Genomic DNA, 12,444 nt, shown 5'->3' with positions numbered 1-12,444 from the left:
AGCCTTCCTTTGTGGAGCGCTCCAACTGAGATAAGGTGAAACTTCAATCAGCGAACGTTTTTCTCGCTGATTGTAAGTTGAACCAATCGAGTTCTTACGGGCAGTTGAGAATCTACTGCCCGTTGAACAGGATAAAGGAAACACGATGAGCCAAGCAACTACCTGAATAAGCTTCTAGGGCTTTGCGACGAGCTGAACAGCCGCTTCCTCGAATATGCTTTGGCGCAGGAGCAGGAGGTGGATCGATGTAGACTTATCGTAGGGCGGAGAGCGAAGGACACTAGGCGCTAGGGCGCTCCTCGAAAAAGTTAACGCTTTTTCTTCGTGCGATATCTATGCTGACGAAGCTTTCCTTGTGGTGCTAGACAATTCTTAAAGTCGAAAAATAGTTATTTCTTTTCTTCACAAAAAGCCGGCTCGTGCCGGCTTTTTACGTTTATCCTCTTATACTCAAAATCGCCTCAGCATAATCCGGTTGATTATAGATGGCGGAACCCGCTACCAGAACGGTGGCTCCGGCCTCCATACATTGTTTGGCGGTCTCGGGATTGACTCCGCCATCAATTTCAATTTCCACGGCAACTCCCTTTTGATCGGCTAGTTCTTTTACCTTTTTAATTTTGGGGAGTACTTCGGGAATGAACTTTTGCCCGCCAAACCCCGGGTTCACTGACATTAATAAAACCATGTCCACGTCACGGATAACATGTTGGATAGACTCCACAGGAGTGGCTGGATTTAAGACAACGCCGGCTTTCACACCAAATGATTTTATATTTTGAATCGTCCTGTGAAGGTGGCGGCATGCTTCCACGTGAACAGTTATGTAGTCCGCTCCAGCCTTTGCGAACGCCTCAATATATTGGTCCGGATTTTCAATCATTAGATGGACGTCTAACGGGAGCTTTGTGACAGGGCGGGCAGCCTCCACAACTAAGGGCCCAATCGTTATATTTGGAACAAAATGTCCATCCATTACATCAATATGGATATAGTCCGCCCCTGCCTTTTCAACCGCAGTAATCTCTTCCCCTAATTTTGAAAAATCCGCGGATAGGATTGATGGCGCTATTTTCACCATAGTTAATACCTCGGCTTTCTTTCTTTTATTTCCTGCAGGAAACTCAAATAATGCTCATAGCGGTAATCTGGAATTTGCCCGGATTCCACTTCAGCTTTCACGCCGCATTTTGGCTCACTGACATGCAGGCAGCCACGAAATTTACAATTTTCGCTGGCACTCAATAATTCAGGGAAGCAGGCTGTTAAATCTTCCGCTTCCATCTCAGTGAATTCCAATGAACTAAATCCGGGTGTGTCTGCCAACAGGCCATTTCCAACATGAATAAGTTCCACATGTCTGGTTGTATGCTTGCCCCTGCCTAGGTGGGACGAGATATCATTTGTTTTTAATTCAAGATCTGGCCGCAATACATTCAATAGAGAAGATTTCCCAACACCCGATTGTCCGGCAAACACCGAAATTTTGTTCTCTAAATGCGGTTGCAGTCGTTCTATTCCGGTTTCCGTCTCCGAGGATGTCAGAATGACCTCATATCCCGCTCGTTGATAGTGTTCAGCATATACTAATATTTGCTTTTCTTGCTCTAGATTCGTTAAATCCATTTTACTGATACAAATAATCGGGGTGATCTGGTTAAATTCCACAAGGACTAGAAACCGGTCCAACAGGATTGTGCTAAAATCGGGCTCTACTGCCGAAAAAACAAGGATGGCCTGGTCAACATTTGCCACTGGAGGACGGACCAATTCATTTTTTCTTTCTTTTACTTCCAATATATATCCTTCCAGTTCATTTTCAGCTTGAAATACAACGTTATCCCCCACAAGAGGGGTTACCTTGTTTTTACGGAAAACCCCTCTGCCGCGGCATTGGATTAACTGGTCATGATGAAGAACATAATAAAAACCGCTAAGCGCTTTAATAATTTTACCTTCAGGCATAGCAGCCCTCCTTGACTTTTCATTGAATCTTTTCCAACATATAGCCTATTACTCCACATCTGCATAGTTGACTTTACCTTGGTCAATCACTTTGTCCCCACGAATGACTTGGTAACCTGCTACGCCGTTATAAGGGATTTCCAATTGAATAGGTACGACTTTTGACTCCGTTATTTCCAATACCTGTGCAGGTTCAGTCATCGTGTGCTGCATATCATCAATATAAATCAGCACCGTCTGCTTTTGTCCTGGCGCCCCGGGTACCGTTGGGTCATATGGGATATTGACGTCAATATTTTTGATTTTGGGCGGTTTTTCTTCTACGCCTTTTGAAATGATGACTTTTACTTTATCTCCCTTATTCATTGCGGTAGTCGGTGCAGGGTTTTGAGAGATGACCATCCCTTTCGGTATTGTTTCACTATATTGTTCTTCGGAGGCGTCAAGGACTAAACCAACCTGTGAAGCATAATCCTGGGCACTCTTTAAAGTGTATTCCTTGAGATCGCGCAACACAATTTTCTCAGGGCCTTGACTTACCTCAAACTCTAAAACCGTTTCCTCGGGAACCACTTTTTGGCCTTCTTCCGGAGTTTGGCTGATAATGGTTCCAGGTTCACTGTCATCATATACCTCTGTTTTCTCGATATCTTTAAAATTTAATTCAGCCAATAACTCCACCACATCATCATATTGTCTGTCAGTGTAATCGGATAATTCATATTTTTCCTTGCCAAGGCTAACATATAGAGTAACCTTTGAGTTTTCTTTTACTGTCGTCCCAGCTACCGGGTCAGATTTGATGACTTGTCCCTTTTTGTATTCGTCATCGGTCATTTCTATTTTTTTGCTGACACCAAGTCCCTCAAGCTTCAGCTTTGAAACGGCATCATCCACATTCATTCCTGAGACATCGGGAATTTTCATTTCTTTAGCAGCTAACATGCCAGGTAGAAAGACATAGGATAAAATGGCAATGATGGCAAGAACAACAATAGTGGAAATGAGAATGATGGGCCATCTTTTCCGCCTTTTCTTTATTGGTGACCCATTATCGTCTTGATCACTTAAAGAATTCGTGTGCTTTTCGTTGCTGTGCACCAAAGTTTCATCCAAATTTTTTAAGGGTTTGTCATTGGTGATAATTGGAATAGCCTTAGTTGCTTCATCATCTATTGGAATCATAAATTTTGGTTCATTCATCCGCTCGGGGTTAAGGGCGGTCCGTAAATCCTCCCCCATTTCATCCACACTGTTGTATCGATGAAACGGGTCCTTCGCCGTTGCTTTCAAAACGATGTTCTCGACACTTTGCGGAATGTCTGGATTCCATCTTCTGACAGATGGTGTTTCTGAATTAAGATGCTTTAGGGCAATGGACACTGCTGATTCCCCGGAGAAAGGCAGCCTGCCGGTCAGTAATTCAAACATGACAATTCCTACAGAATAAATATCGGATTTTCGATTTGCCATTCCGCCGCGCGCCTGCTCCGGGGACAAATAATGAACCGAACCCATTACAGAGTTAGTTTGGGTGATCGCCGTTGCACTTAAAGCCATGGCAATACCAAAATCCGTGATTTTTACATTCCCCTCATGGTCAATTAAAATATTGTGAGGTTTAATATCCCGATGAATGATATGGTTATGATGCGCGTGAGATATAGCAGAGGTTAACTGCTTCATAATCTCAATGGCTTCCTCCACTCTAAGGGGGGAATTCTGTTGTATGTATTGTTTCAAGGTTTGGCCGTCGACAAATTCCATGACAATATAATACAGGTCATTTTCTTCACCGACATCATATATATTGACAATATTTGGATGGGCTAAGCTTGTGGCGGATTGCGCCTCTCTGTGAAACCGGCGGATAAATTCCTCATCATTAGCGAAATCAAGCCGCAGCATCTTAACCGCGACATCTCGGTCAAGAATCATGTCATGGGCTAAATAAACATTGGCCATGCCGCCGCCGCCAATCATATCCAATATTTTATAGCGGCCGCTTAATCGCTTACCGATTAACATCTATACATCACCCTCACTGCTCCCAGAAAACTCGACAATTACCAATGTAATATTATCCTCGCCACCATATTGGTTCGCTAGTGAGACTAATGTACTTGCTTTTTGTTCAAGTTCATCATCCATTAAGAGAATATCTGTCATTTCTTTTTCACTGACTTTGTTAGAAAGCCCATCCGAACATAACAGAAGAACGTCCCTTTCTTCAAACATAATGGTTGAGATATCCATTTCGACCATTTTCTCAGTGCCCAATGCCCGAAGCAACACATTTTTCCGTGGGTGATGCTCAGCATCTTCTTTACTGATTTGCCCCGTCTTTACCAGCTCATTCACAAGGGAGTGGTCTTCCGTTATTTGCTTGAATCCGGTCTCATTTAACAGATAACCGCGGCTGTCGCCAATATGGGCAACCGTGGCAAACCGGTCGGTAATGATGGCAGCCACAATGGTCGTTCCCATGCCATCACAATCACTGTTATTGGTCGCATGGTCCAACAGAAGGCCATTTACTTTGGTAATATGGTCTTTTAACCATGCCTCCGCCATCCCGGCTGTGTCAATACCGGATGCTTTTTCCCATTCCACTTTGAGTTGGGTTAATGTCATCCCACTCGCCACATCACCAGCACGGTGACCGCCCATTCCATCCGCAACAATGGCAAGACGGATGCCGTCAGGATTTAAAAACACCCCTCCGGCATCCTCATTGTGAAGACGTACTTTTCCTTGGTCTGTTAAGAATATTGCTTTCATACCTACCTCGTCTCCTCTTTCCGCTCCTTTGCACGAAGTTGTCCACATGCTGCATCAATATCATGACCGTGCTCCCGGCGAATTGTTACATTAATTCCGCGATTTTTTAATGTCCGTTCGAACGCAAAAATTTTATCCCTAGGTGTGCGGACATAATCCCGTTCCGGAACATAATTGACCGGAATTAGGTTAACATGGCACTTCAACCCATTGATTAACTCGGCCAGCTCTTCAGCATGCTCAGTCGAATCATTCACCCCGCCGAATAACCCATATTCAAAGCTAATGCGTCGTCCCGTCTTATCGATATAATACCGCACCGCTTTCATTAAGTCATCAAGTTTGTATGCTTTATTGATTGGCATGAGTCTTGATCGCAGCTCGGTATTCGGGGCATGGAGAGAAATAGCAAAGTTTATTTGCATATTTTCATCCGCAAATTGATATATCTTTGGAATAATTCCGCTTGTGGACACGGTAATATGACGCGCTCCAATGTTTAGCCCTTTATCATGATTGATGATTTTCAGGAAAGATAGCATGTTATTGTAGTTATCAAAAGGTTCACCGATTCCCATGATGACTACTGAATCCACACGTTCCCCTGTTTCATCAAGAGCTTTTTGAACTTTGACCACCTGTGCCACAATTTCTCCGGCTTCTAGGTGCCTTTTTAATCCTCCCAGTGTCGAGGCACAAAAAGTACAGCCTATTCTGCAGCCAACCTGAGTCGTCACACACACCGAATTTCCATAATCATGCCGCATCAACACGGTTTCTATTGAGTATCCATCATGAAGTTCAAAAAGAAACTTGATTGTACCATCGGAGGATGTTTGCTGGATAACCGTATTCAGGGTCGTGATTTGATATTGCCCATCCAGCTTATCCCTTAATTCTTTTGATAAGTTACTCATATCCTCAAAGGAGGTTACTCTTTTTTTATACAGCCAATCAAAGATTTGTTCGGCACGGAAAGGTTTTTCTCCATTTTCCGAAAGCCAATCCTTCATTTCTTGTAGCTGCAATGAATAGATTGATTTTTTCTCCATCTCTAATGTTGGTTTTGTCTTGGTTGTTGTTGATTGTTCCAACAGTTACACCTTCTTCCTTATAGCTGCCATATAGAATCCATCAGAGCCAAAATCCTGAGGGAATATCTGCAAATCATATCCGATTATCAAAGGCTGAATGGCTTCCGGCATTCTGTTTTTAAAAGCCAAATCCCCCTCGAATTCAGGGTGGTGGTCTAAAAATGTGGCGATTGTCTGTTCATTCTCCTGTTTATCGACTGTGCAGGTGCTGTAGACAAGAGTTCCCCCAAGTTTTATTAGGGGCGCTATTGCATTCAGCAAATCTTGTTGAATCTTACTTAGTTGCTCGATATCCTGTTCTTTTTTAGTATATTTCATATCCGGTTTGCGGCGCATGACGCCAAGTCCTGAGCAGGGAGCATCGAGCAGGATTTTGTCAAAGGATTCCACGGCAAACCGCTCTTGCACTTTTCTGGAATCCAATGTGATTGTTTCAATATTCTCCAAGCCCAATCGGTTCGCGTTATCAGAGATTAATTTCACCTTATGTTCGTGAAGGTCAATGGAGACAACTCTGCCCCCGTCCTGTAATTTTTCTGCTATATGGGTACTTTTGCCCCCTGGAGCCGCACAAGCGTCCATTATGGTTTCATTGCCGGTAATCCCCAAAGCGTGGGCTACAAGCATGGAGCTCTCGTCTTGGATGGTGAGCATGCCGTTTTGAAATGCCTGGGAAGCCGCCATATTTCCTCTTAAGGACCGGATGGCCTCGGGAATGATTGGGCTTTCCTCGATTTGGAAGCCTTCCTCTTCCAAAAGTCGAACACATTCATCCCTTGTCGCTTTAGTCAAATTGACGCGCGCTGTTTGAAGCGGGGCAGTTAGATTAACCTCACACATTTCTTTTGTTTTTTCATAACCAAATTGGCCTGCCCATCTTGTTACCAGCCAAATGGGGTGACTGGTTTCTATGGATAACCGCTCAAGTTTATCAGCAATTTTATCCAGCGGCGGGAGACCTTCCCGCTGCAACGATCTAAGGACCCCGTTCACCACCCCCGCGATTCCCTTATGCCCTCGTTTTTTTGCAATTTCGACGGCTTCGTGGATGGCCGCGCGATCAGGTATTCTATCTAGAAACACCATCTGGTAAACGGTCAGCCGCAAAAGTTGCCAGACCCACTGCTCCAGCTTTTTAGGATTCTTGACAAACGGCTTCAAATAAAAATCCAGTAAAGCTCTTCTTTGCAAGGTGCCATAGGTCAACTCGGTTAATAATCCTGTATCCTTTTGCGGTATTTGGTTATTTTTGATAGTCTGATTGAGCAGCAAGTTACTGTAAGACTGATTTTTTTCAATTGCTACAAGGAGATCCATAGCTGTCTCACGTACATTTTTTCCTGTTTTTGTTGTCATTTCATTCTCCCAGTTTAGTGCCTATGGAAATTTTTGCGCCCGCTCCCCGAATAAATTGTTCACTCGTCATTTTTGTCTTTCCTGAAGGCTGAAGTTCGGTAATTTTTATGGACGTATCATCGCCGGTACCCACTAGGAAACCATCCGGCTCGATATGCACGATGGTTCCGGGTGTATCGCCAGAAAACCCAGATTTCTTTTCCGCACGCCAGATTTTTAATACCTGTCCATCCATGGTGGTAAACGCAACAGGCCATGGATTTAATCCGCGAATTTGGTTATATATTTCCAGCCCTGTTTTTTCCCAGTTGATTTTCTCCTGCTCCCGTTTAATATTTGGAGCGTAGGTGGCTAATGCATCATTTTGCGGAATTGGCGTGAGCTTGCCTTCAAGCAGCAACGGAAGCGTCTCCGATAATAACTTGGCTCCAGCTTTGCTCAGCTTGTCATGTAGTGTTCCCACATTGTCCACATCCGTAATCGGGACTTCAACAGTTGTTAAAATATCCCCTGCATCTAACTTCTCTGCCATATACATAATGGTTATGCCAGTTTTCGGTTTTCCTTGGAGAATCGCATAGTGAATGGGGGCCCCTCCCCGCAATTCCGGAAGCAGGGAAGCATGGACATTGATACAGCCATGTTTTGGAGCCTCCAGCAGTTCCTTTGGCAAGATTTGGCCAAAAGCGGCCGTAATTACCAGATCCGGTTTTAGGGCAAGAATTGGGTTAAGTTCTTCCGGTCGCCTGATTTTTTCAGGCTGATATACGGGAATGCCTTGTTTTAGGGCTTCCACCTTAACAGGAGGGGGTGTTAACACTTTTTTTCTGCCTACCGGCCGGTCTGGCTGGGTTACGACAGCGATCACCTCATAACCCTCTTCTATGATTTGCCGCAAAACTGGAACCGAAAAGTCCGGTGTTCCCATAAAAACAATTTTGGTCATTCCACTTCTACCCCTTTTAACTCTTCGTCGGTTAGATACCTCAATACTTTGGAAGTAAACAGGACACCGTCGAGATGGTCGATTTCATGCTGGATCGCTCTCGCGAGAAATTCTTCCGCTTCTAACGTATATTTCCTGCCTTTCCTGTCAAATGCCTCAATTTTAACATAATTTGGCCGAGTGACTTCCCCGAACAGTCCGGGAAAGCTTAGGCACCCTTCCGGTCCGGTTTGTTCCCCGGCTGTTTCGAGTATCCGCGGGTTAATCATTTCAATGGTGCCTGATTCATCATCAATATCCACCACAGCCACTCGGGCATCTATGCCGATTTGCGGTGCGGCAAGTCCGACCCCATCATATTCGATCATGGTATCGTACATATCATCAAGAAGCCTGGCAAGTTTTTTATCAAACTTCTTAACCTCTTCGCATTTTTTCTCTAATATTTCATTAGGATGCATTACTATTTTCCGTATGGCCAATTTTGTTCCTCCAGTGGTTTCTTTCGCATAACCATTTATTGTTACTGCCCGGCAACAACCTGCCGAAGCACTTGCGCTTTTCTATTCATTTTCGCCCGTTTTACATCATGATAAACGGGTTCACGTCTATTGATACCTGAGGTCCATTTTTTGCGGTCGTTTGATACTGGTCAAGTATCTTTTTCAGAGTCTTGTAGAGGTTCGGTTCCCGCTTGTATTTTATCAGACATTGGTAACGATATCTATTATTTATCCTGGCAATCGGAGATACCGTCGGACCCAAAATAACGGCCTCACTTGACACCTGGGAGGAAACAAACTGAACAATTTTCTCAGTTTCGGAAACCACTGTCATGAGCTGCTCGTGATTAATCGTAATAAGGGCTAGGTAATAGAATGGCGGATAATGATGCATTTTTCGGACCATCATCTCCCGCTGATAAAATAGATTGTAATCTTGGGTTCCCGCCATTTCAATACTATAGTGCTCGGGCGTATAAGTTTGGATGATGACTTCACCGGGGAGCTTATGGCGGCCTGCTCGCCCGCTGACTTGAGTGAGTAATTGGAACGTTTTTTCGGAAGATCGGAAATCAGGCAAGTGCAGCATCGTGTCAGCCGACAAAACTCCGACTAGAGTAATATTGGGGAAGTCGAGTCCCTTGGCGATCATTTGTGTCCCTAAAAGGATATCTGCTTTCCCATCTTTAAAATCCGTTAATAACCTTTCATGGGATCCTTTTCTTCCGGTTGTATCGACATCCATCCGAATTACCCTTGCTTCTGGGAGGATTTTTCCAAGTTCATCCTCCACCTTTTGGGTTCCCGTTCCAAAATAACGGATATATTCACTGGAGCATTCCGGGCATATTTTCGGGACAGGAGCTTCGTAGCCGCAATAATGGCACCTCATTCGCTCTCCAGCCCGATGGTAAGTCAGCGAGATATCACAGTTTGGGCAGTTGACGACATATCCGCAATCCCGGCACATGACAAAAGAAGAATGACCACGCTTATTTAAAAATAAAACCGATTGCTGTTTTTTCTCTATCCGGTCCTTCAACAAGTCCAAAAGCTTTGTTGAAAACATGGAGCGATTTCCAGCGCGGAGTTCTTCGCGCATATCGATGATTTCAACCGAAGGGAGGGCCTGGTTATTCATGCGCGACGGGAGTGTTAGCAGGTGGTACACCTTTTTTTGCGCCCGTGCAAAAGATTCCAAAGAGGGTGTCGCGCTGCCTAACACGACCGGGCAATTGTAAGTTCGTGCCCTTCTGATGGCTACATCTTTTGCATGATAGCGCGGCATGTCTTCCTGTTTATAGCTGGTTTCATGTTCTTCATCAATGATAATAATGCCGATATTTTCAAACGGGGCAAAAATGGCGGACCTGGCCCCCACAACCACTTTTACCTCTTTACGCTGAATTTTTCTCCACTCATCGTATTTCTCACCCGCTGACAATCCGCTGTGCATGACCGCGACCAAATCACCGAACCTGCCTTTAAAACGGTTGACCATTTGAGGGGTTAATGAAATCTCCGGAACAAGAACAATCGCTTCCTGCCCTTTATTAATTACTTCTTGGATGGATTGGAGATAAATTTCTGTTTTGCCGCTTCCGGTTACCCCATAAAGCAAAAATACCTCATGACGGTCATTTTCGACTGCATACAATATCGGTGTAATGGCCTTTTCTTGGTTTTCGGTTAATGGCAATGGCTCCGTTTTTTGAAAAGTCCGATGTTCAAATGGATCACGGTATACTTCCATCTCCGTCTCTGCCAGAATGCCTTTTGCCACTAATGCCTTTATGGCAGCGGCAGATAATTGCTCTTCTGAGGTCAGCCGCTTATATTCGGTTTCCTGAAACTGTTCAATAAAATAACTCAAAACCTGCTTTTGCTTTTCCGCATGGGCCGAAAGCAGGTCCACTTCTTCTTTTAATCGGGCAAGCGAAACGGCGGGGCGGATGATTTTTACATGTTTTTTCCTCACCCGTTCCTTCACTAGGTAGAGAACTTCAAGATTTCCCTTAACCGCCTCCCGGTGCAGGAGCGGAACGAGACCTTCTTTTACGGCCTCATCCCAGTCAAGCATTGCCCCCTGGTCTAATAGCCGGGAAAGAGGGGACGGCAGGTCAGAGGGATTTACTCCCGGTGTCAGTTTTACCTTTTTTTCATATTTGGCTTTTAGTGCTGCGGGAAGCATCACCTGAAAGGCAAAAATTTTAAAGCACAAAGTCGTGTCAGTCAGCCAGTCACCGAGTTCGAGCAGCTCTTCGTTTAATACAGGCTCGAGATCCATCGGTTCAATGATTTCCCTCAACTGCTTGAATTCCGAATGCGATTTGATTTCAGTAACAAACCCTTGGATATTGCGCGGGCCAAATGGCACAATTACCCGCATTCCCGGCACGATTAAATTTTCCCATTGTCCAGGAATTTGATAATCAAACGTTTTATCAGTTTGCTTTGTTGGTACATCCACAATAACACTAGCAATTTTCATGGTTACCCAAATCCTTAAGGAGGGAAGTGATTTCCTCAATTATTTTTCCTGCAGCCGCCGCTTTGGACATCAAAGACAGCTCTTTCTTCGAGCCATCCCGTTTAAACAATGTGACAATATTGGTATCAGCACCAAAGCCGGCTCCTTGTTGTTTCACATTGTTGGCTACAATCATATCGGCATTTTTTGTATAGAGTTTCTTTTGGGCATATTCCTCCACATTATCGGTTTCGGCGGCAAATCCGACCAGTAGTTGATGGGATTTCCTCCGGCCCAGGTCAAGCAAAATGTCTTTTGTCCGCTCTAGTTCCAATACCGAATCTCCAGCCTGTTTTTTTATCTTATGGTCAAAGGAAGATTTCGGACGGTAATCGGCCACTGCTGCTGTTTTTATCACCACATCGGCCTGTTCAAACCGTTCAATAACGGCATTATACATTTGCTCCGCACTTTCCACCTTGATTAGCTCAACGCCTTCTGGGGCAGGGATTTGCACGGGACCGGAGATTAATTGGACGCGTGCTCCTTGTTTTTTTGCTTCTTCCGCCAAAGCATACCCCATTTTGCCTGTTGAATGGTTAGAAATAAACCGGACGGGGTCAATTCTTTCCCTTGTAGGTCCTGCCGTAACTAAAAATGTTTTTCCTTCAAGAGGCGTGTTTTTATTATCGAGAAAATAAGTTTGAATCAGTTTTACGATGGTTTCAGGGTCTTCCAAACGACCCTTTCCGACATAACCGCAAGCAAGATAGCCTTCCCCGGGCTCAATAAAGCGGTACCCATATTCTGCCAAAAGGGCTATATTTTGTTTTACGGCAGGATGGTCGTACATGTGCACGTTCATAGCCGGCGCTATCCAAACTGGAGCCGTAGCAGCCAAAAGGGTAGTTGTGATCATATTATCTGCGATGCCGTGAGCCAGTTTCGCAATGGTATTTGCTGTGGCAGGAGCCACCAAAATCAAATCTGCCCAGTCCGCCAAATCAATATGGGCAATGACCTGAGGATTTTTTTCATCAAACGTATCTGTATAAACGGCGTTACGCGACAAAGCTTGAAAGGTTAATGGGGTCACAAATTTTGCAGCGGAATCACTTAAAATCACTTTTACTTGCGCCCCGGTTTGAACTAGTTTGCTTGTCAGGGCAGCCGCCTTATAAACAGCAATCCCGCCTGTTACACATAAAAGGATGTTTTTTTCTTTAAGCATTTAATATCCCCCGCTTTTAGCCAACATTAATTCGTTTTCTTTATTATGCTAGAATCATGCTTTTTTTTCATCAATTTCTGCTTGAAGCCGACAAATAT

10 protein-coding genes are annotated in these 12,444 nt (G+C 44.4%); all 10 read right to left on the bottom strand.

Annotated elements, in window-relative coordinates; all coding sequences use genetic code 11:
- Positions 1-436 precede the first annotated feature (436 nt).
- Positions 437-1,081: a ribulose-phosphate 3-epimerase gene (rpe, locus tag ACY8D0_RS04220; protein ID WP_462409230.1), complete on the bottom strand. Its 645-nt coding sequence runs from the start codon at positions 1,079-1,081 to the stop codon at positions 437-439.
- Positions 1,082-1,083: 2 nt separating this feature from the next.
- Positions 1,084-1,965, bottom strand: a complete 882-nt coding sequence (gene rsgA, locus ACY8D0_RS04215) for a ribosome small subunit-dependent GTPase A (RefSeq protein WP_462409229.1) — start codon at positions 1,963-1,965, stop codon at positions 1,084-1,086.
- 48 nt (positions 1,966-2,013) lie between these two features.
- Complete coding sequence (gene pknB, locus ACY8D0_RS04210; RefSeq protein ID WP_462409228.1) at positions 2,014-3,993, bottom strand: Stk1 family PASTA domain-containing Ser/Thr kinase; 1,980 nt, start codon at positions 3,991-3,993, stop codon at positions 2,014-2,016.
- Positions 3,994-4,746 (bottom strand): Stp1/IreP family PP2C-type Ser/Thr phosphatase, encoded by a 753-nt coding sequence (locus tag ACY8D0_RS04205; RefSeq protein ID WP_462409227.1) that lies wholly within the window; start codon positions 4,744-4,746, stop codon positions 3,994-3,996.
- 2 nt (positions 4,747-4,748) lie between these two features.
- The gene (rlmN, locus tag ACY8D0_RS04200) at positions 4,749-5,798 is read right to left on the bottom strand and encodes a dual-specificity RNA methyltransferase RlmN (RefSeq protein WP_462409946.1); all 1,050 of its coding nucleotides are present in this window, start codon (positions 5,796-5,798) and stop codon (positions 4,749-4,751) included.
- A gap of 45 nt (positions 5,799-5,843) precedes the next feature.
- On the bottom strand, positions 5,844-7,196 hold the full coding sequence (gene rsmB / locus ACY8D0_RS04195; protein WP_462409226.1) for a 16S rRNA (cytosine(967)-C(5))-methyltransferase RsmB: 1,353 nt from the start codon (positions 7,194-7,196) through the stop codon (positions 5,844-5,846).
- A gap of 1 nt (position 7,197) precedes the next feature.
- Entirely contained in the window at positions 7,198-8,142 is a 945-nt protein-coding gene (fmt, locus tag ACY8D0_RS04190) for a methionyl-tRNA formyltransferase (RefSeq protein WP_462409225.1), read from the bottom strand.
- Positions 8,139-8,624, bottom strand: coding sequence for a peptide deformylase (gene def, locus ACY8D0_RS04185; RefSeq protein ID WP_462409224.1), 486 nt, complete (start codon positions 8,622-8,624; stop codon positions 8,139-8,141). Before def ends, fmt begins: the two co-directional genes overlap by 4 nt.
- Before the next feature lie 100 nt (positions 8,625-8,724).
- On the bottom strand, positions 8,725-11,136 hold the full coding sequence (gene priA / locus ACY8D0_RS04180) for a primosomal protein N' (RefSeq protein WP_462409223.1): 2,412 nt from the start codon (positions 11,134-11,136) through the stop codon (positions 8,725-8,727).
- Complete coding sequence (gene coaBC / locus ACY8D0_RS04175; RefSeq protein WP_462409222.1) at positions 11,123-12,346, bottom strand: bifunctional phosphopantothenoylcysteine decarboxylase/phosphopantothenate--cysteine ligase CoaBC; 1,224 nt, start codon at positions 12,344-12,346, stop codon at positions 11,123-11,125. The genes priA and coaBC overlap by 14 nt, the downstream gene beginning before the upstream one ends.
- Between the last annotated feature and the right edge of the window lie 98 nt (positions 12,347-12,444).

Source organism: Neobacillus camarae (assembly GCF_054950115.1).
This window is presented reverse-complemented; position numbering and strand designations above follow the sequence as displayed.

Excerpts from the sequence above, each read along its gene's own strand:
- rpe (WP_462409230.1), bottom strand. The coding sequence starts at position 1,081 with ATGGTGAAAATAGCGCCATCAATCCTATCCGCGGATTTTTCAAAATTA.
- rsgA (WP_462409229.1), bottom strand. The coding sequence starts at position 1,965 with ATGCCTGAAGGTAAAATTATTAAAGCGCTTAGCGGTTTTTATTATGTT.
- priA (WP_462409223.1), bottom strand. The coding sequence starts at position 11,136 with ATGAAAATTGCTAGTGTTATTGTGGATGTACCAACAAAGCAAACTGAT.
- rsmB (WP_462409226.1), bottom strand. The coding sequence starts at position 7,196 with ATGACAACAAAAACAGGAAAAAATGTACGTGAGACAGCTATGGATCTC.
- pknB (WP_462409228.1), bottom strand. The coding sequence starts at position 3,993 with ATGTTAATCGGTAAGCGATTAAGCGGCCGCTATAAAATATTGGATATG.
- rlmN (WP_462409946.1), bottom strand. The coding sequence starts at position 5,798 with ATGGAGAAAAAATCAATCTATTCATTGCAGCTACAAGAAATGAAGGAT.
- fmt (WP_462409225.1), bottom strand. The coding sequence starts at position 8,142 with ATGACCAAAATTGTTTTTATGGGAACACCGGACTTTTCGGTTCCAGTT.
- coaBC (WP_462409222.1), bottom strand. The coding sequence starts at position 12,346 with ATGCTTAAAGAAAAAAACATCCTTTTATGTGTAACAGGCGGGATTGCT.
- ACY8D0_RS04205 (WP_462409227.1), bottom strand. The coding sequence starts at position 4,746 with ATGAAAGCAATATTCTTAACAGACCAAGGAAAAGTACGTCTTCACAAT.